This window comes from Microbacterium algihabitans, from assembly GCF_032464975.1.
GTDB classification, from domain to species: domain Bacteria; phylum Actinomycetota; class Actinomycetes; order Actinomycetales; family Microbacteriaceae; genus Microbacterium; species Microbacterium algihabitans.
This window is the reverse complement of sequence record NZ_JAWDIU010000001.1, coordinates 515,659-533,447: the sequence shown is the minus strand read 5'-3', so window position 1 is coordinate 533,447 and position 17,789 is coordinate 515,659. Positions and strand designations below refer to the sequence as shown.

Annotated in this window: 16 protein-coding genes; 7 read left to right on the top strand and 9 right to left on the bottom strand. The window is 70.9% G+C overall.

The genetic code is table 11. From position 1 onward, the window contains the following. Nucleotides 1-37 precede the first annotated feature (37 nt). The 3 genes from RWH43_RS02445 to RWH43_RS02435 are packed head-to-tail and all read right to left on the bottom strand — an operon-like array spanning nt 38 to nt 2,152. A complete protein-coding gene (locus RWH43_RS02445; RefSeq protein WP_316000592.1) occupies nt 38-778 on the bottom strand; it encodes a GntR family transcriptional regulator in 741 nt (246 codons plus the stop codon). Continuing rightward, entirely contained in the window at nt 759-1,682 is a 924-nt protein-coding gene (locus tag RWH43_RS02440) for a DMT family transporter (RefSeq protein ID WP_316000591.1), read from the bottom strand. The genes RWH43_RS02445 and RWH43_RS02440 overlap by 20 nt, the downstream gene beginning before the upstream one ends. A 32-nt stretch (nt 1,683-1,714) precedes the next feature. Further along, nucleotides 1,715-2,152, bottom strand: a complete 438-nt coding sequence (locus RWH43_RS02435; RefSeq protein WP_144829371.1) for a MarR family winged helix-turn-helix transcriptional regulator — start codon at nt 2,150-2,152, stop codon at nt 1,715-1,717. A 55-nt stretch (nt 2,153-2,207) separates the two neighbouring features. On the opposite strand from RWH43_RS02435, the gene RWH43_RS02430 reads away from it, so the two are divergent. Both RWH43_RS02430 and RWH43_RS02425 read left to right on the top strand, forming a co-directional pair. Beyond that, nucleotides 2,208-2,576 carry a VOC family protein gene (locus RWH43_RS02430; protein ID WP_144829368.1) on the top strand — a complete coding sequence of 123 codons (369 nt, stop codon included), beginning with the start codon at nt 2,208-2,210 and terminating at the stop codon, nt 2,574-2,576. A 220-nt stretch (nt 2,577-2,796) separates the two neighbouring features. Further along, a complete protein-coding gene (locus RWH43_RS02425; protein WP_316000590.1) occupies nt 2,797-3,738 on the top strand; it encodes a hypothetical protein in 942 nt (313 codons plus the stop codon). 3 nt (nt 3,739-3,741) lie between these two features. On the opposite strand, the gene RWH43_RS02420 is transcribed toward RWH43_RS02425, so the two are convergent. Continuing rightward, on the bottom strand, nt 3,742-4,152 hold the full coding sequence (locus tag RWH43_RS02420) for a YccF domain-containing protein (protein ID WP_316000589.1): 411 nt from the start codon (nt 4,150-4,152) through the stop codon (nt 3,742-3,744). Nucleotides 4,153-4,291: 139 nt separating this feature from the next. On the opposite strand from RWH43_RS02420, the gene RWH43_RS02415 reads away from it, so the two are divergent. From RWH43_RS02415 to RWH43_RS02405, 3 genes are all read left to right on the top strand, one after another. Beyond that, entirely contained in the window at nt 4,292-4,768 is a 477-nt protein-coding gene (locus RWH43_RS02415; protein WP_144829359.1) for a YflT domain-containing protein, read from the top strand. Between the two features lie 267 nt (nt 4,769-5,035). Next, a complete protein-coding gene (locus tag RWH43_RS02410) occupies nt 5,036-7,471 on the top strand; it encodes an ATP-dependent helicase (RefSeq protein ID WP_316000588.1) in 2,436 nt (811 codons plus the stop codon). Nucleotides 7,472-8,007: 536 nt separating this feature from the next. After that, complete coding sequence (locus RWH43_RS02405; RefSeq protein ID WP_144829353.1) at nt 8,008-9,117, top strand: SseB family protein; 1,110 nt, start codon at nt 8,008-8,010, stop codon at nt 9,115-9,117. Nucleotides 9,118-9,334: 217 nt separating this feature from the next. Here the strand turns inward: RWH43_RS02405 and RWH43_RS02400 are convergent, their stop codons facing one another. Further along, nucleotides 9,335-9,961 carry a DUF1684 domain-containing protein gene (locus RWH43_RS02400; RefSeq protein WP_316000587.1) on the bottom strand — a complete coding sequence of 209 codons (627 nt, stop codon included), beginning with the start codon at nt 9,959-9,961 and terminating at the stop codon, nt 9,335-9,337. Between the two features lie 372 nt (nt 9,962-10,333). On the opposite strand from RWH43_RS02400, the gene ligD reads away from it, so the two are divergent. After that, on the top strand, nt 10,334-11,359 hold the full coding sequence (gene ligD / locus RWH43_RS02395) for a non-homologous end-joining DNA ligase (protein ID WP_316000586.1): 1,026 nt from the start codon (nt 10,334-10,336) through the stop codon (nt 11,357-11,359). On the opposite strand, the gene RWH43_RS02390 is transcribed toward ligD, so the two are convergent. Beyond that, entirely contained in the window at nt 11,356-12,306 is a 951-nt protein-coding gene (locus tag RWH43_RS02390) for an ArsR/SmtB family transcription factor (RefSeq protein ID WP_316000585.1), read from the bottom strand. The two genes, ligD and RWH43_RS02390, sit on opposite strands and share 4 nt — an antisense overlap. A 55-nt stretch (nt 12,307-12,361) precedes the next feature. On the opposite strand from RWH43_RS02390, the gene RWH43_RS02385 reads away from it, so the two are divergent. Continuing rightward, complete coding sequence (locus RWH43_RS02385; protein WP_316000584.1) at nt 12,362-13,639, top strand: MFS transporter; 1,278 nt, start codon at nt 12,362-12,364, stop codon at nt 13,637-13,639. A gap of 410 nt (nt 13,640-14,049) precedes the next feature. Here the strand turns inward: RWH43_RS02385 and RWH43_RS02380 are convergent, their stop codons facing one another. The 3 genes from RWH43_RS02380 to RWH43_RS02370 all read right to left on the bottom strand — a co-directional run bounded on the left by RWH43_RS02380 (nt 14,050) and on the right by RWH43_RS02370 (nt 17,712). Beyond that, nucleotides 14,050-15,093 carry an ATP-dependent DNA ligase gene (locus RWH43_RS02380; protein WP_154096133.1) on the bottom strand — a complete coding sequence of 348 codons (1,044 nt, stop codon included), beginning with the start codon at nt 15,091-15,093 and terminating at the stop codon, nt 14,050-14,052. A 5-nt stretch (nt 15,094-15,098) separates the two neighbouring features. Next, complete coding sequence (locus RWH43_RS02375) at nt 15,099-16,271, bottom strand: AI-2E family transporter (RefSeq protein WP_144829336.1); 1,173 nt, start codon at nt 16,269-16,271, stop codon at nt 15,099-15,101. Nucleotides 16,272-16,470: 199 nt separating this feature from the next. After that, on the bottom strand, nt 16,471-17,712 hold the full coding sequence (locus RWH43_RS02370; RefSeq protein WP_316000583.1) for an acyl-CoA dehydrogenase family protein: 1,242 nt from the start codon (nt 17,710-17,712) through the stop codon (nt 16,471-16,473). Nucleotides 17,713-17,789: the final 77 nt, after the last annotated feature.

Genomic DNA, 17,789 nt, shown 5'->3' with positions numbered 1-17,789 from the left:
CTCGAATGGGCGTTGCGAAGCGTGACGGGATGTGTCGTCACATGCGGGGCGAACGCGCGCTGCGTCCGTCGATGATTGCCCGCGTCGAGTGGTCGAGGTGCGCGCGCACCGCACGTTCGGGGTCGCGCAGGGCGTCGGCGACGTAGGCCCGGTGCTCGGTGGTCAGCGCGCCCGGGGCGTAGGCCGGCCGCACATGGGTCAGCAGCAGGTGCATCTCGGAGTCGAGGCGGCGGTACTCCTCCACGATGCGAGGACTGCTCGCGGCGTCGACCAGCGCGAGATGCACGCGCGCGTGGGCGGCGAGCGTGGCGGGCCAGTCGTCCGCGGCCTCCGCCCTCGCAAGCTCGTCGAGAGCCGCGTCGACGTCAGGCGGGCGGATGCCGCGGTCGCGGACGATCCGCAACGCCTCGGTCTCGAGGGCGCACCGCAGCTGCTGCAGAGCGATGAGGGCGTCGTCGTCGAGCAGCGAGACGCGCACTCCGCGGTAGGGCTCGGCCACCGCGAGGCGCTCGCCGGTGAGTGTCGCGAGCGCGGTGCGGGCGGTATGGCGTGAGACGCGGTGCGTCGCGCTCAGCTCTTCTTCGCGCAGGGGCGTGCCGGGCGCAAGGTCACCCGCGAGGATCGCCGCACGGATGGTGTCGGCGAGCAGGTCAGCCGCGCGAGGGCCCGGGGTGCCCGTTCTCCTCGGGGGCCGTGTTCCCCGGTCGGCGGGGGAGCGTTCGGCCGCGCTCGACCGTGCGGCCGTGGCGTCGTGGGCGTCAGGCTGGGGACGCGGCATCCGGAACCCCCTCACGCCGACGCGAGGGAGTCGACACCACGGCGAGACCCACCGCGATGAGGGTCAGGCCGACCGCGCTCACGGGGGTCAGCTGCTCGTGCAGCACGAAGAGTCCGAGCAGCGTCGCGGCCAAGGGCTCGGCCAAAGTGAGCGTCGACACCGTCACCGCGCTCAGGCGGGCGAGGCCCCATCCGAACAGCAGGTACGCGATCGTCGTCGTCACGACGCCCAGCCACACCGCGAGCGCGAGGCCGTTCGGGGTCAGCAGCCAGGCGCTTCCGGCGAGCAGCAGCACGGGAGCGCTCGCGATGGCGGCCACACCGAAGACGGTACCCATGACGCGCGTGGAATCCCACCCCCTCTCGATCAGCGCCTTGCCGCACACCGTATAGAGGGCGTACGACATTCCCGCGCCGGCCGACGCGAGCAGGCCGCCGGGGGTCAGCGCGACCGCTCCGCCGGTGACGCCCGACACGAGGATCACTCCGGCCAGGGCGATGGCGGTGGCGAGCATCCAGCGGCTCGAGGGAGCGCGACGGAGGCGCACGGCATCCGCGATCCCGGTCGCGATGGGCGCCGAACCGAGCGCGACGACCGTGCCGATCGCGACGCCGTTGTCGCGCGTGCCGAGGAAGAACAGCGGCTGGTACGCGAGCACCCCGACCGCGCCGAGGGCGATGAGGCCCGCGAGCGAACCGCGGGAAGCCACGACGCCGCCCGACGCCGCGCGCGCAGGTGTCGAGCGCCGCCGGGCCAGGGCGAGCAGTCCCAGGATGCCGCCGCCCACGACGATGCGCGCGGCTCCGACCGCCACGGGGGATGCGTCCACCCCCGCGAGAGCCTGCGCGGTGCCGGTGGTCGAGAAGCACAGCGCCGCGGCGAGGATCGCGAGAGCGGGAAGCATGGATGGATTGTTACACAATCCGCGATGCGGCGTCAGTTCCGTAGCGAGGTCACCATCGAGCGCAGGGCCACCAGGGCCGCCTTCTGCTCGGCATCCGTCATGCCGCTCAGCATCCGCTTCTCCACGCTGCGGACGGCGGCGCTCGCCTCCTCGAGGGCGGCGCGACCCTTCGCCGTGAGGCGCGTGGGGAGCACCTTGCCGACCGGCGCGGCATCCGGGCGCTCGACGATGCCCTCGCGCTCGAGGGTCTGCAGCAGCACGTTCATCGACTGGCGGGTGACGAAGGCGCCGCGGGCGAGGTCGGAGTTCGACAAGCCGGGTCGCTGCTTGAGCAATTCGAGGCACGAGTAGTGCGTGACCGTCATTCCGAGGGGGCGCAGCACGTCTTCCATCGCCACGCGCAGCGCGCTCGCCGCCTCCTTGAGGAGGTAGCCCAGGGAGGTGTTCAGGTCGATCGCCTCTTGCGTCATGTCAGTATTCTGACATACAGTCAATGTCAGATAACTGACACGCAAGGAGAACCTCATGCCCGTCACCGGACCCGACTTCCTTTCCCTCCAGGTGCGCGACCTCGCCGCGTCGCACGCCTTCTACGAGAAGTACCTCGGTCTGCGGCGCTCGCCCGCGGGCCCGCCTCACGCTGTCGTCTTCGACACGACGCCCATCGCCTTCGCCTTGCGCGACCTCGCCCCCGCCACCGATCTGACCGACGTCGCCCAGCCGGGAATCGGCGTCGCGGTCTGGCTCCACGCCACCGGCGTGCAGGAGATCCACGACGAGCTCGCCGCCGACGGCCACCGCATCGTGATGGACCCGATCGACGGCCCCTTCGGCCGCACGTTCACCTTCGCCGACCCCGACGGGTACCACGTCACCCTTCACGACCGCGGCTGAGGTCTCGATCGGGTCGGGCGGGCGGCGGCATCCGGGGTCTTTCTTCTCTCATTCGTCCGGGTCGCCGGGGTCGCGACCGTCGTGCGGATCAGGGGTCGACACGCCGTTTCCGGATGCCGCGGAATTGGCGTGTCGACGATGGCGCCCGCACGACGGCGAGGGGTGGGGCCTCCCGCGGCCCGCGTCCGGGAGCGGTGCCACCGGCGGGTAACGTAGGTGCATGGCGACGACGGCGGGGCGAGGCATGATGGCCCTGACCTACGCCGGAGTCCTGCTTCTGCTCGGCGTGATCCTCGCCGCGATCGTCGATCCGTTCGCCCGGCAGCCCGCCGAGGTCGACTCCACGACCGAGTGGCTCGCTCGCTTCCTCTTCGCCCTCGGTGCGGCATGGCTCGTGATCGGCATGGTCGCCGCCCGCACGCGTCTGGTTCGCCGCCCCGGCGCCGCCGCGGCCCGCGCCTCGTGGATCGCCTCGACCCGTCCGTGGCGGGCCCGCGAATCGAGCCTCGGCGTGCTGCCGCTCGATCGTTGGCTGATGATCATCGTGCCCGGCGGTCTGCTCGTGGCCACCCGCGTCGTGCAGGCGCCGCGCGACGGCTTGTGGAGCGTGCTCGTCGCGATCGGCGGCTGGCTGCTCTTCGCCGCCGTGGTGCGACTGCTGCTCGGCCGCCGTTCTCCGTGGCCCATCATCGCGGCCGTCGGTGGTGCCCTCGTGCTGCGCTGCGTCTTCGCTCTGATCGCGATCGCCCTGTCGGGGCCCGAGGGGATCTGGCCGGCGCTGTGGTCGTCGCCGGTCGTGCGCATCGCCTATCTCGCGATCGCCTTCGCCCTGGTGGCCTGGGTGTTCGTCGCCGCGGGCTGGTCGCTGTCGGCCCAGCTCGGCCGGCGCCGCGCCGCGGGTGTCGCGCTCGCCGGAGTGGGCGTGGGCTACGCGCTGCCCGCGACCACCATCGCTCTGCTCGGCGTCGGCGACGCGCTGCGTTCGTGGAACGAGCAGATCGGCGTGCTGCCGTGGGACCTGGCGCGCATGACAGCCGTGCGAGAAGGCGCTCTGCCGATCGAGGTCGTCACGGTCACCGCCGTCATCGGCGCCGTCATCACCGTGGTGGGCGTCGTGCTCGCCCTGCCGCAGCGCGTCTACGACCGCAGCCGTCGAGGCTGAGCGTCAGCGGCGCCCAAGGGTCGCATCGAACGGCCCGCCGCGGCGGATCTCGCGCACCTCTTTGCCCAGGGGCATGAGCGAGACGGGCACGAGCTTGAAGTTCGCGATGCCGAGCGGGATGCCGATGATCGTCACGCACAACAGCAGGCCGGTGATGATGTGGCCGAGGGCGAGCCACCACCCGGCCAGGATCACCCACACGACGTTGCCGATGAACGACGCGACGCCCGCGCGGGGCTTGGCGACGATCTCGCGCCCGAAGGGCCACAGCGAGTACAGGCCGATGCGGAACGACGCGATGCCCCACGGGATCGTCACGATCAGCACGCACAGCACGATCCCCGCGGCGAGATAGCCGAGGAAGAGCCAGAAACCCGAGAGTACGAGCCAGAGGACGTTGAGGATCAAGCGCATGCCTCGATTCTCGCGGGCGCAGCGGGGTGGCATCCGGGGTTTGACTCCCGGTGACTAATCGCTGCTCGCGCGCCGCGCAAGCGCCCCATCGTGCTCGGTCGGCGGCGTTAACGTGAGGCCACCGAGGGAAGGAACCCCCATGTCCGATATCACCCGCGCCACCCCCGAGCGTCGCGTCCTGTCGAGCTTCAGCGACTACACCGGCGCGCAGGCCGCCGTGGACCGGCTGTCGGATGCCGGATTCCCGGTCGAGCACACCGCGATCGTCGGGCACGACGTGCGCATCGTCGAGCAGATCACCGGCCGCCTCACCCGCGGGCGCGCGGCTCTGCTGGGCGCGGCGTCGGGCGCGTGGTTCGGCCTGATGATCGGCGTACTCGTGGGGCTGCTGACCCCGACCGGATTCCTCGGGCTGCTGCTGTTGGGCCTCGTGCTCGGAGCGGTGTGGGGCGCGGTCTTCGGCTTCGTCGGCCACGCGATGACCGGCGGTCGCCGCGACTTCTCGTCGGTGCAGGGCTTCGAGGCCGAGCGGTGGGATGTGACGGTGGATGCCGAGCACCTGGCCCGCGCGCAGTCGCTGCTGTCGGCGGGGGCCGCGGGCGAAGAGCGGGTCTGAGCCCAGGCCCGTTGACGCGGCGGTGGGTGCCGCGGGGTTGTGCGGCGCTGGGCGTGGACGCGGGGCGTTGCGGGTGACCGGCCGCGCGGTTGTGGGGCGTCGGGCGTGGCCCCGGGGCGTTGAACGTGGCCGGCCGCGCGGTTGTGGGGCGTCGGGCGTGGCCCCGGGGCGCTGAACGTGGCCCCGGGGCCACCCCGCGCGCACCGAACCGCGAGAGGGAGCCCACCGGGGGCCGATGTCGGAGGCCCCGCCTAGACTTGATCCGCCATGACCGATGCCTCCACGCCACTCATCTTCGACGGCCCCGCGCCGTCGTCGGCCCGCCCCGACGCCGACCTGCTCGAGGGCCTGAACGGCCCCCAGCGCGAGGCCGTCACCTATCGCGGGCAGGCGCTGCTGATCGTCGCGGGCGCGGGTTCGGGCAAGACTAGTGTGCTCACGCGCCGCATCGCATCGCTGCTGCGCACGCGTGAGGCGTATCCGAGTCAGATCCTCGCGATCACCTTCACCAACAAGGCCGCCGGCGAGATGCGCGAGCGCGTGCACCAGCTCATCGGGCAGAAGGCCGACGGCATGTGGATCTCGACGTTCCACTCGGCGTGCGTGCGCATTCTGCGGCGCGAGGCCGAGCAGTTCGGCTTCACCAAGTCGTTCACGATCTACGACTCGGGCGACTCGCGCGCCCTCATCAAGCGTCTTGTCAAAGAGCACGAGGGCGACTCGTTCGGCCTCACCCCGGCCGGCACGCAGAGCCGCATCTCGAAGCTGAAGAACGAGCTGGCGGATGCCGATTCGTACGCCCGATCCGCGAACATGAGCGACCCCGCCGAGCGCGTGTTCGTCGAGATCTTCGGCTCGTACCAGCGCGAGCTGCAGCGGGCCAACGCGTTCGACTTCGACGACCTCATCGCGCAGACGGTCTACCTCTTCCGCGCGTTCCCGCAGGTCGCCGATCGCTATCGGAAGCGGTTCCGGCACATCCTGGTCGACGAATACCAAGACACAAACCACGCGCAGTACGCGCTCATCCACGAGCTCACCCGGGCACCGGGGTCGGATGCCGAGCCGTTCTCGTCGGGCGGCATGATGATCTTCGACGCCGAGCCCGCGGGCGAAGACGCCGCCTCGCTCACCGTCGTCGGTGACTCCGACCAGTCGATCTACGCGTTCCGCGGCGCCGACATCCGCAACATCAGCGAGTTCGAGCGCGACTACCCGGGTGCCAAGGTCGTGCTCCTCGAGCAGAACTACCGGTCGACGCAGAACATCCTCTCGGCCGCCAACGCCGTCATCGCGAACAACTTCGACCGCAAAGACAAGAAGCTGTGGACCGACGTCGGCGCGGGCGACCCCATCATCGGCTTCACCGGCTACTCGCAGCACGACGAGGCGCAGTTCGTCGCCGACGAGATCGAGGCGCTGCACAAGAAGGGGCTTCCCTACTCCGGCGTCGCGGTGTTCTACCGCACCAACTCGCAGTCCCGTGCGCTGGAAGAGATCTTCATCCGCTCCGCGGTGCCCTACAAGATCATGGGCGGCACCAAGTTCTACGAGCGCGCCGAGATCAAAGACGCGCTCGCGTACCTCATCGCCGTCGCGAACCCCGCGGACTCGATGGCACTGCGCCGCATCCTCAACCGTCCGCGCCGTGGCATCGGCGACGTCACCGAGACGGCGATCGCCCGCTACGCCGCCGAGCACGGCATCACCTTCCGCGACGCCCTTGCGAACTCGGCCCAGATCGGGGTCGGCCCGAAGCTGCAGAAGGCCATCGACCAACTCGACGCGGTGCTGAGCGAGGCCACGGCGGTCATGCTCCCGGCATCCGGAGAGCTCGCCCCCTCCACCTCGGTCACCGAAGGCCTCACGCTGCTGCTGAACAAGAGCGGCTATTTCGATGCCCTCCGCGCCAGCAAAGACCCGCAAGACGAAGCGCGCCTCGAGAACCTCGACGAACTCGTCGCCGTGACCCGCGAGTTCGCGCGCAACAACCCCGAGGGTACGATCATCGACTTCTTGACCGAGGTCACCCTCGTGGCAGACGCCGACGACCTCGACGACGCGTCGGGATCCGTGTCGCTCATGACGCTGCACACCGCGAAGGGCCTCGAGTACGACGCGGTGTTCCTCACCGGTGTCGAAGAAGACCTGCTGCCGCACCGCATCTCGGCGAACGAGCCGGGCGGTCCGCAGGAGGAGCGACGGTTGTTCTACGTCGGCATCACCCGCGCCCGCAAGCGCCTGCACGTCTCGCTCGCGATGACGCGCGCGCAGTTCGGCGAGGTGACGGTCGCGATGCCCAGTCGATTCCTGCAGGAGATCCCCGCCGACCTCATCGACTGGAGGCAATCGCCCGGCGACGTGAACGGTCGCGGCGGTTCGCAGTCGCGCGCGCTCAACGCCCGCGGTCGGCGTCCCGGCCAGCCTGGAGCCGGGGGCAACCGTTACGGCGACGACCTCGTGCCGCTGCCGAAGCGCGCGCCGGCGGATCCGAGCAAGTTCCCCAACCGCATCCCGGCGAAGGTGCGCGACAACGGCGACATGGAGCTCGCCTCCGGCGACCGCATCCGCCACGACGACTTCGGCGAGGGCCGCGTCGATGCCGTGACCGGCGAAGGCGCGAAGCGCGTCGCGCACGTGCGGTTCGACTCGGTCGGGCCGAAGAAGCTGCTCATCAAGATCGCGCCGATCACCAAGCTCTGACGGCCGGGCTTCCCCGTTTGGGTCGGATTCCGGCGTTTGGGGCGAATTCCGGCGTTCGGGGCGTGAAATATCCGCCCCGAACTGCGGAATCTGCCCCGAACACTTGCGATCGCACTCTCAAGGCGGTCGCGGCGCTGCGTCGGCTCGGGGCTCCCCGTTTGGGGCGCATTCTTCCGTTTGGGGCGTGAAATATCCGCCCCGAGCTGCGGATCGTGCCCCAAACGTGCGCTGGAGCGCGCCGCCGGGCGATTGAGGTGACGGTCGGACCGCGCCGGGCCGCGGGCGTCCGGGTTTGGGGCGCGTTCTTGCGTTCGGGGCGGAAAATATTCGCCCCAAGCTGCGGATCCCGCCCCAAACCCGCACCCGCACCCCGCCGACCCCGCGCCAAAACCACACCCAACCCCGCCGACCCCGCCCCAAATCCACATCCCCATCCACACCCGAACCCCGCCGACCCCGCGCCGCGCCCGCGGCCTCGACCACCCGGCGCGCGCCCCGCGGACCGCGCGGGGGAACGCCCCGGCTAGGCTGAAACAATGGCTCTCTTCTCGCGCCGCAAGAAGTCCGACTCCGACGACGCATCGGCCGCCCGCCCCGACTCCACGATCGAGCCGGGCGAACAGCCCGTCGATCCTGCCGGTCCGAGCGACGCCGCTCCCGCAACGGATGCCGCGGACGCGGCCCCCGCCCAGGCGACCCCGACCGTCGGCATCTCGATGTCGTCGTTCCGCGGTGTCGGCGCCGCCCCCGAGGCAGCGCCGCAGCTGACCAACGCCCCGCCGGTGGCCGACCGCCCTTCGGCGCGTCAGCCCGGTGCGATGGAGGCCCCGGAGGCCCCCGAAACGGTTCCGGGTCTGCGCGACAACGTGCTGCTGGGCAACGCCCTTGCCGAGATCAACGGTCAGCCCGAGCCCAACCAGCTGCTCAACGTCGCTCGTCAGCTGCTGCAGGGGCACGTGTTCCTGCGGGTGAAGGGCGACGCGCGTGCGCTCGTCGCCGAGGGCAAAGACCTGCCGCTGGCCGTGGCGAACCGTGGCGACGAGCAGCTCGTGCTCGCCTACACGGGCGGACTCGCGCTGCGTGCGAGTGTCGACGCCGACGGCGATCGCGACACCTCGGCGATGGGCCAGCCCATCATGGCGCTTCTGCGGCACGTGCTCGCCGGACCCTACGCGGGCATCATCCTCGACCCCGCGTCGGAGGAGCACCGTGCCGTGCTCCCCTCGGCCCTGCTCGAGCGCATGGTCACCGAAGCCGATCCCGAACTGCGCATCAAGACTCTGCTCTGCGAGACCCGCGGCGACGAGACGCCCGGCGCCATCGTCGACGCGATCATCGCCGACGCGCCCCTGTGGATCGCCGTCAACCGCGCGGGCGAGGACGGCCCGATCGGTGTCGCCGAGTCGCGGTCGGCTGCGGGCGAGCGCTTCCTCGAGGTCTTCACGCACCCGCTCGAGCTGCTGGCCCTCGGTCGCGGCGACCAGCCTCTGCCGATCAAGCGTGCCCAGCTGTCGAAGGCGCTGGCCACCGACGGCGGGCTCACCGGCATCCTGATCGACGCCGCCGGCCCGTGGATCCGCATGACCCGCGACGAGCTCGCGCCGCTCATCGCTCTGGCCGAGGTCGACGAGGCGCCCGCTTCGTAGATTCCGGATGCCGTGGGGCCGGCGCAGCCGTCGCCTCACGGCGCTCGCCTCGCCGAGCCGTCGGTCCGCGACCGTGCGGCCGCTACGTCGCCCGTGGGTGCGCGCGGCGGGAGCTGGTCGGGTGCCCCGTGTGCAACTCCGGAGATCCGCCGCGTGGTGCCGCCGCCGCCGCGGTGTTCCGGCCCGAGTGGGGCCGTTTCTCCGGAGTTGTGACCGCTCAGACGCCGTAGAGCTCGCCCACCGGCACGGTGACCGGAAGCACGTTGCCCGCGGGCGCGAGCGGACAGGCCCACATCGGGTCGTACGCGCACGACGGGTTGTACGCGAAGTTGAAGTCGATCACGAGCGTGTCCGGCGCGGAACCCGTGCCCAGGTCGGCCCCCTTGATCGTGTCGAGCAGGTAGCGTCCGCCGCCATAGGTTCCGCCCGGGCGTCCGGCCGACGCATCGCGCACCGGAACGAACAGGCCGCCGCCGTACGAGGTGAGACGCCACACATCGAGAGAGCCGGTGTCGGGGAGCTCCACCCGCCCGATGCGCTCGAAGCCGACCTCGCCATCGGTGCCCGTCGTCGCGACGAACGACGCCTCGTCGGCGTCGAGCAGCGGCACCTCGAACCGCCACGCGGCGTCGTAGGGGGCGAGGGGCAGGCCGACGAATCCGGCCCGCTGCTCCGGAAGCAGGGGAGTGGCGGGATGATCGGCGAACAGCGCATCGCGCTCGATGCGCCAGAGCTCGTGCGCGTCTTCGGGGTCGTCGGCTTCGCGCACCGCGTCGTACAGCGCGAAAACGCGGCGGCGCCAGTCGACGATGTCGAGGGCGGTGCGGCCTGCAGCGGTGGTCATGCCCTCGAGCGTAGGACGGTGCCGGATGCCGCGGCCCGGGCTGGACACGCGTGTCGCCGAGCGTCGGGGTACGGCGCGAAGGTGGCCCCGGGGCCACTTCTGTCGCCCCGGGGCTGTGGACGGCGCCCCGATCCGCGCCGGATGCGGTGTGGCCCAGGGGCCAAATGCGGTGCCCGGGCCGAGCGAGGGCGCCACGGAGCGTACAGGTGCCGTGCGTAGGTGGCCCCGGGGCCACCTCAGCCGCCCCGGGGCCACGAAGCGTGCCACGGAACGGCGGCGCCCCACGGGAGCGCTACCCCGCAAAAGCGCCGCCCCGCCCGCTCGCCCGCAACGGGGCAGACACGGCCCCGGCCCGCGCACTAGCGTCGGGTCATGGCATCCCCCCGCATCACGTTGACCGTTCCGGGACCCGAGGGCGAGCGCGAGGTCGGCATCTCGAACCCCGACCGCGTGCTGTGGCCCGAGGTCGGGATCACCAAGCGCGAGCTCGCCGAGTACCTGATCGCCGTCGCCGATCCCTTCATCGCGGCGAACAGGCACCGGCCGGTGTCGCTCGAGCGCTTCCCCGAGGGCGTCGGGGGCGAAGCCTTCTTCTCGAAGAACCCGCCGAAGGGCGCGCCCGACTTCGTCGAGGCCGTGACCGTGACGTACAACAGCGGGCGCCGGCATCCGCAGCTCTTCCTCGGCGAGATCGCATCGGCGGTGTGGGCAGCGCAGATGAACACGATCGTGTTCCATCCGTGGGCCTCGCTCGCGACCGACCCCGACCACCCGATCGAGTTGCGCATCGACCTCGACCCGCAGCCGGGCACGGGCATCGCCGAGGCGGTCACTGCCGCGCACGAGCTACGCGCGGTGCTACGCGAGGCGGGCCTCGAACCGTGGATCAAGACGAGCGGCAACCGCGGCCTGCACGTGTTCTGCCCGATCGAGCCGACGCACGAGTTCCTCGACGTGCGGCACGCGGTCATCGCCGCGGCACGTGAGCTCGAGCGCCGGATGCCGGATGCCGTGACCACCAACTGGTGGAAGGAAGAGCGCGGCGAGCGGATCTTCGTCGACTTCAACCAGGCGAACCGGGATCGCACCATGGCGGGGGCGTATTCGCCGCGGGCGCTGCCGACCGCGACGGTGTCGACGCCGGTGGCCTGGGACGAGCTCGACGACCTCGACCCGCTCGCGTTCACCGTTCGCTCGATCCCCGAGCGACTGGCATCCGTCGGTGATCCGTGGAAGGGGTTCGCCGACAAGCCCGGACGCGTCGACACCCTGCTGGAGTGGTGGCAGCGCGACCTCGACAGCGGTCTGGGCGAGCTGCCGTTCCCGCCCGAGTTCCCGAAGATGCCCGGGGAGCCGCCGCGCGTGCAGCCTTCGCGGGCGAAGACGCCTGGCGCCTAGGGAGTCAGTGCGTCGCCCGCGGCGCTGCGGTAGTACAGCACCGCGCGGCCGTATCTCGCGCGGTTGAGGAGTCCGGCGCGTTCCATCACGCGCAGATGCTGGTTGATCGCGGAAGTCGACACCCCGAGCTGCAGGGCCAGGTCGGTAGACGATGCCGGTTCGCCGAGCGCCGCGAGCAACGTCGCGCGCGTGCGGCCGAGCAGGTCGGACACGGCATCCGGTGCGGGCTGCCCGCTCGTCGACCACATCGCTCCCTGGCCGCGCGCGGGGTACATGACGGTGGGTGGCAGATCGTCGTCGATGGGGGTCGAGACGCGGACCGTGAAGATCGACGGGACGAGAGTGAGCCCGTCGCCGCGCACCGGGCGACGGCGCATCTCGGGGTTCCACAGCCGCACGTCGAGGTGGCGGCCGTCGTAGCGGGCGGCATCCGAGAGGCCGTTGAGCACGGTGCCCATCCCGGCCTGGGCGGCGATGCGGCCGCGGTAGGCGATGTCGGCGCGCAGCACCGTGCTCATGCGCGCCCAGTGCGGGGCGAAACACAGGTCCCACGCGGTGGCGAGGGCGCGTTGCAGGCGGGCGATGACGACGTCGTGCCGGCCACGGAACACCGCGGGCACCTCCCCGTGCACGCGCTCGAGGTCGGTCGTGAAGTGGGCGCGCGTGATGCGTCCGAGCGTGGTCAGTTCGTCGTCGAGCGAGGTCAGCGGAGAAGCCGGCCGAGGGTTCACGAAGTCGGCGGTCCACTTGCGGTCGTTGACGAGCGCGAGCAGCACCTCGAGATCGAGCAGCGGGCGCACCGACGCGATCCGCTCGAGCCACGGACGCTGCAGAGGGAAGCCCTCGGGCTGCGAGAAAGCGCGTAGACCGAGCCCGAGCTCCGACAACGGCGAGATGCCGAAGCGAATCGCCGAGATGTCGGCGGCATCCAATTCGTATCGGATCATGAAGCCCCACGCTACATCGATTGAACGACCCCGCCGCGCCTGGATCAATGGACACGTGACCAGCACGATCCCCACCGTCCCCCTGAAAACCCTCGTGCAGACGGACCGGACGCTCCGCCGTCTGCTCACGATCACCCTGGTGGACACCCTCGGCCGCGGCGCGTTCTTCACTCTCACCACGCTCTACCTCACGCTCATCGTCGGCCTCGAGCCGGTCACTGTCGGGATCGGCCTCACGATCGCCGGCGCGGTCGGTGTCGCGAGCTCCCTCGTGTTCGGGCACCTGTCCGACCGCTTCAGCGCGCGGACGATGCTCGTCGTGCTTCATGTCGTGCAGGGGACCGCCCTCATCGGCTACCTGTTCGTGCGCGATCTGCCCACGCTCGTGGTCGTCGCCTCGCTGGTGCTGCTCGCCCAGCAGGGTGGCGGCAGCGTGCGCTCTTCCGTCGTCGGACGGGCGTTCCGCGGCGAGGATCGCGTGCGCATCCGCGCCACGATGCGAACCGTCACGAACGTCGGCATCGGCGTCGGCACGACGGTCGCCGCCATTCCCCTCGCGCTCGGCACGCCGTTCGCCTTCCACCTGACGATGACCCTCGCCGGCTCGCTCTTCCTCGCGTCCGCCGTGCTCGTGGCCGGCCTGGATCCGGCGCGCGTCGACGTGGCGGTCGCGGAGCCCTCGTCGGATGCCCCCGCTCCAGCGGGCCGAAGCCCCTACCGCGACCCGCGGTTCCTGTGGCTGACCGCTCTGATGGGGGTCTTCGGCATCCAGTTCGGGGTGTTCGAGATCGGCGTGCCGCTGTGGGTCGTCTCGCACACGATCGCCGCCGACGTGGTCGTGAGTCCGCTCCTGCTGGTCAACACGGTCGTCGTCGTGCTGCTGCAGGTGCGGATGAGCCGCGGCACCGGAACGTTCGCCGGCGCGGGGCGCGCGATGACGCGAGCCGGATGGCTCATGGTCGCGGCGTGCGCGCTGTGGGCGGGCGCCGGGTGGGTCGGGGGAGACGGGTGGGGTCCCGCGACGCTGGTGATCGTGCTGCTCCTTGCGGCCGCCGTCATGCACTCGCTCGCCGAGATCATGTCGAGCGCCGCGGGCTGGAGCCTGAGCTTCGACCTCGCCCCGCAGGAGCGCATGGGCAGCTACCAGGGCGTTTACGGCACCGGGTACGCGGTCGGGGCGATGATCGCGCCCGCGGTCGTGACGCTCACCGCTATCGACCTCGGCACGGGCGGGTGGGCGATCCTCGCCGCGATGTTCGCCGGGGCGTCGGCGGGAGTGGTCGTGATCGCTCGGCGGGCGGGGCGGGAGGCGGATGCCGCGGCGATCCGATGAGCCGACGTGGCTGACGCGGGGCGCTGCTCGGCGTCACCCGGCTGACGCGGGCGCCGCGCGGCGTCACCAGAACAGCACAGTGCGTCGAAAACAGGACGATTGCGTCGGTTTCCGCTTGTTCTCGTGGCATCCCCTGTTCTCGTGACGTGCGGTGCGCGGCCGCGTCGGGCGGGGGGCGGGGGCTGCCCGCCGCCGGTGTCACCAGAACAGGCAACTGCGTCGAGAACAGGACGATTGCGCCGGTTTCGGCCTGTTCTCGTGGCATCTCCTGTTCTCGTGACGCGCGCGGCCGCGTCACACGAGAGAGCGGGGGCGGATGCCACGCCCCGGGCGCGCGGCCGCACCACTTCAGAGAGCGGCGGCAGATGCCACGCCCCCGGGCGCGCCGCCAGCTCGACGAGCCGCCGGGCTCAGTCGAGCACGTCGCCTAGGTCGTATGAAGTGACGGTCTCGAGCTGCGAGAAGGTGCAGGAGCGGGCGTCGCGGTCGGGGCGCCAGCGGTCGAACTGGACGGTGTGGCGGAAGCGCATGCCCTCGAGCTGGTCGTAGCGCACCTCGAGCACGAGCTCGGGACGCAGCCGCACGAACGACACGTCTTTCGACGCCGAGAAGCGCGAGCGGTCGGTCTCGCCAACCACGGCCCCGCCGTCGGCGTCGCGCTCCACCAGGGGAGCGAGCTCGTCGATCAGCTCCTTGCGGCGCTTGTCGGTCCACGCCGAGACGCCGCCGACGCCGTGCAGCCGGCCCTCGTCGTCGTAGAGGCCGACGAGTAGCGAGCCCACTCCCTCGCCCGACTTGTGGATGCGGTAGCCGAGGGCGACCACATCGGCGGTGCGGGCGTGCTTGATCTTGAACATCGTGCGCTTGTTCGGCGCGTAGGGCTGGGCGAGGGGCTTCGCGATCACACCGTCGAGGCCCGCGCCCTCGAACTCGGCCAGCCAGCGGCGCGCGAGGTCGGGGTCGTCGGTCGTGCGCGTGACGTGCACGGGGTGCGGCACGGCGCCGAGCAGGTCTTCGAGCTGGGCGCGCCGCTCCGCGAACGGCTCGGACTGCAGGTCGCGGTCGCCCCGGGCAAGCAGATCGAACGCAATGAACATGGCCGGGGTCTCTTCGGCGAGCATGTTCACACGCGAGGCCGCGGGGTGGATGCGCTGCGACAACGCCTCCCAGTCGAGACGCTGGCCGCCCTCGGCATCGCGAGCGACGACCACCTCGCCGTCGATGAGACACGGCTCGGGCAGCAGTTCGGCGAACGCCGCCACGAGCTCGGGGAAGTACCGCGTCAGCGGCTTGGCGCCGCGGCTGCCGATCTCGACGTCGGTGCCGTCCCACGAGATCAGGGCGCGGAAGCCGTCCCACTTGGGTTCGTAGCTGAAGCCGCCCTCGACCTTGGCGTGCTCCGGAACCTCGGGCACCGACTTCGCCAGCATCGGTGCGGGGATGTCGTACGGCATGGCCGTCAGCTCTCGTCGCCCGCCAGCGGCACGGGGTTCTTGCGCTTCTTGCGGCGCGCCCACTCGGCCGGCTTGTCGGGGCCGTTCCAGACGGTGATGATGCCCCAGACCACGGCGGTCAACGGCACGGCCAGCAGGGTGCCGAGGATGCCACCGATCGCGGTACCGCCGGCCAGCACGACGAGCACGACGAACGAGTGCAGCTTCATCGAGCGCCCCATGAGCACCGGCTGGAGGAAGTTGCCCTCGAGCTGGTTCACGAGCACGACGATTCCGACGACGATCAGAGCCACGATCGGACCGTTCGTGACGAGCGCGACGAGCGCCGCCAGGATGCCGGCGGTGACCGCACCCACGATCGGGATGAACGCGAGCAGGAAGACGAGCACAGCCAGCGGCAGGGCGAGCGGCACCTGCAGGATCGCGAGGCCGATGCCGATGCCGATCGCGTCCACGGCGGCGACGGATGCCGTGCCGCGCACGTACGAACCGAGGACCGTCACGGTCTTGTCACCGATGCGGCGCGCCCGCTCGTAGTCGCTGCCGTGGAACGGACGAAGGACGAACTCCCACATGCGCGGGCCGTCTTTGAGGAAGAAGAAGAGGATGACGACCATCAGCACGAAGCCCGTCACGAACGACGCGATCGCGCTCACACCCGCGAGCGCACCGGTGCCGAAGGACGAGCTCGTGACGAAGCCCTGGATGCCCTGAATCGCCTGGTTGACCTGGTCTTGGGAGATCGCGAAGGGCAGCGTGTGGTACCAGTCCTGCGCCTGCTCGAAGCCCTGCACGGCCTGCGAGCTGAGGTAGTCCCACTGGTTGATGACGGCGTTGGCGACCAGCCATCCGAGCGCGGCGAGCACCACGACGACGGCCAGCAGCGTGAGCAGCGTCGCGATGACCGAGGGCACGCCCTTGCGGCGCATCCACATGGTGACCGGGCCGAAGGCGGACGCGAAGATGAGGGCCAGCACGAGGGGGATGACCACGAGCGTCACCTGCTGGATGCCCCAGATGAGCCCCGCGACGAGGATCACCACGACGATGATCTGCACGGCCCGCACCGCCAGACGGCCGAACCCGTCGGCCCACAGGCTCTTCGGCGGAGTCTGGACGGCCTGCGCGACGGAGTTGACGGCGTCGCGAGGCGCGGGATGACGAGAGAACAGGCCCATGCTCACAAGGTAGCGGGGGCCTCCGACATGGGTGCGGAGGTTGCGCCGTCCCCGGGCGCCGGATAGGACGACGGATGCCGAGGCCCGCACCGTTCCGCGGGACGCGGCGCAGCGCGGGCCGACGTCGACCGATCCGCGGGGTACGGTGACCGGCGCCCTGGCCGAGGCGATCGGGGCGCCGGGGTCACGGCATCCGGGATCAGACGAACGCGCTCATGCCCGTGATGTCGCGGCCGAGCAGGAGCGCCTGGACGCTCTCGGTGCCCTCGTAGGTGTGGATCGCCTCGATGTCGGCCATGTGCTGCATGACGCCGTTCTCGAGCAGGATGCCGTTGCCGCCGAGCAGGTCGCGGGCGATCGCGGCGACCCGACGCGCTGCGCGGGTGTTGTGGTACTTCGCCAGCGATGCCTGGGTGGGGCGCAGGCCGCCCGACAACTCGAGGTCGGCGAGACGGCGGCAGTAGAGCTGCATCGCAGTGAGTTCGTCGAGCATCTGGGCGAGGCGCTCCTGCACCATCTGGAACTTCGCGAGGGGCTTTCCGAACTGCATGCGCTCGGTGGCATACGTCCGCGCGATCTCGTAGCAGGCGGTCGCGTGGCCGAGCGCCGACCACGCGACGCCCGAGCGCGTGGCGAAGAGCACGACCGATGCGTCCTTGAACGTGTGGGTGCCGGGCAGCACGGCATCCGCGGGAAGACGCACGTCGTCCATCGCGATATAAGCCTGGTGGATGCCGCGGAGCGACACCTTTCCGGTGATCACGGTGCCGACGTAGCCGGGGGTGTCCTGCTCGACGAGGAAGCACCGCACGTTGCCGTGGTCGTCGCCGCCCTCGTTCTCGACGCGGGCCCACACGAAGGTGATGCCGCCGGAGGCGCCGTTGCCGATCCACTTCTTCGTGCCGCTGAGCGACCAGCCGTCGGCCGTGCGCGTCGCCGTCGTCTCGAGCGAGACGGAGTCGGAGCCGTGGTCGGGCTCGGTCAGCGCGAAGGCGCCCAGAACGGTGCCGTCGGCGAGCGGCTTCAGCCAGCGCTGCTGCTGATCGGGGGAGCCGTAGAACGCCAGCGTCCGCAGTGCGAGCCCGCCCTGCACGGCGAGGGCGGTGGCGAGGGAGCCGTCGTGGCGCGAGATCTCCATGTTGACCAGACCCGCCGCCAGGGGCGAGGTGTAGGGCAGCTCGTCGTGCTCGATGCCGTCGGTGAACAGCTCGAGCTCGCCCATGCGCTTCACCAGGTCGATCGGGTAGCTCGCGGCATCCCATTCACCCTGCATGCGCGCGCCGACTTGGTCGGCGAAGGCCTTCGCGGTATCCCACACGGCGCGGTCGGCGTCGGGGATGTCGGCGAACACCGCGTAGTAGTCGGTGTCGCGGCGACCGAGCAGGTCGTAGTGGGCGACGCGCTCTCCGGGGAGCGTGCGGGCATCGGCGTCGATGGTCATGGGTCCCAGTATCGCGCATGTTGGTACTCAGTGCCGCGCATGCCCTGGCGCTCGGGGCGAACGCTCGGGTGGAGCAT

What these genes read in the sequence shown, in the direction of transcription:
- RWH43_RS02415 (WP_144829359.1), top strand. Translation starts at nt 4,292, where the DNA reads ATGTCCGATATCACCCGCGCCACCCCCGAGCGTCGCGTCCTGTCGAGC.
- RWH43_RS02375 (WP_144829336.1), bottom strand. Translation starts at nt 16,271, where the DNA reads ATGGGCCTGTTCTCTCGTCATCCCGCGCCTCGCGACGCCGTCAACTCC.
- RWH43_RS02445 (WP_316000592.1), bottom strand. Translation starts at nt 778, where the DNA reads ATGCCGCGTCCCCAGCCTGACGCCCACGACGCCACGGCCGCACGGTCG.
- ligD (WP_316000586.1), top strand. Translation starts at nt 10,334, where the DNA reads ATGGCATCCCCCCGCATCACGTTGACCGTTCCGGGACCCGAGGGCGAG.
- RWH43_RS02370 (WP_316000583.1), bottom strand. Translation starts at nt 17,712, where the DNA reads ATGACCATCGACGCCGATGCCCGCACGCTCCCCGGAGAGCGCGTCGCC.
- RWH43_RS02405 (WP_144829353.1), top strand. Translation starts at nt 8,008, where the DNA reads ATGGCTCTCTTCTCGCGCCGCAAGAAGTCCGACTCCGACGACGCATCG.
- RWH43_RS02435 (WP_144829371.1), bottom strand. Translation starts at nt 2,152, where the DNA reads ATGACGCAAGAGGCGATCGACCTGAACACCTCCCTGGGCTACCTCCTC.
- RWH43_RS02400 (WP_316000587.1), bottom strand. Translation starts at nt 9,961, where the DNA reads ATGACCACCGCTGCAGGCCGCACCGCCCTCGACATCGTCGACTGGCGC.
- RWH43_RS02420 (WP_316000589.1), bottom strand. Translation starts at nt 4,152, where the DNA reads ATGCGCTTGATCCTCAACGTCCTCTGGCTCGTACTCTCGGGTTTCTGG.
- RWH43_RS02440 (WP_316000591.1), bottom strand. Translation starts at nt 1,682, where the DNA reads ATGCTTCCCGCTCTCGCGATCCTCGCCGCGGCGCTGTGCTTCTCGACC.
- RWH43_RS02430 (WP_144829368.1), top strand. Translation starts at nt 2,208, where the DNA reads ATGCCCGTCACCGGACCCGACTTCCTTTCCCTCCAGGTGCGCGACCTC.
- RWH43_RS02410 (WP_316000588.1), top strand. Translation starts at nt 5,036, where the DNA reads ATGACCGATGCCTCCACGCCACTCATCTTCGACGGCCCCGCGCCGTCG.
- RWH43_RS02380 (WP_154096133.1), bottom strand. Translation starts at nt 15,093, where the DNA reads ATGCCGTACGACATCCCCGCACCGATGCTGGCGAAGTCGGTGCCCGAG.
- RWH43_RS02425 (WP_316000590.1), top strand. Translation starts at nt 2,797, where the DNA reads ATGGCGACGACGGCGGGGCGAGGCATGATGGCCCTGACCTACGCCGGA.
- RWH43_RS02390 (WP_316000585.1), bottom strand. Translation starts at nt 12,306, where the DNA reads ATGATCCGATACGAATTGGATGCCGCCGACATCTCGGCGATTCGCTTC.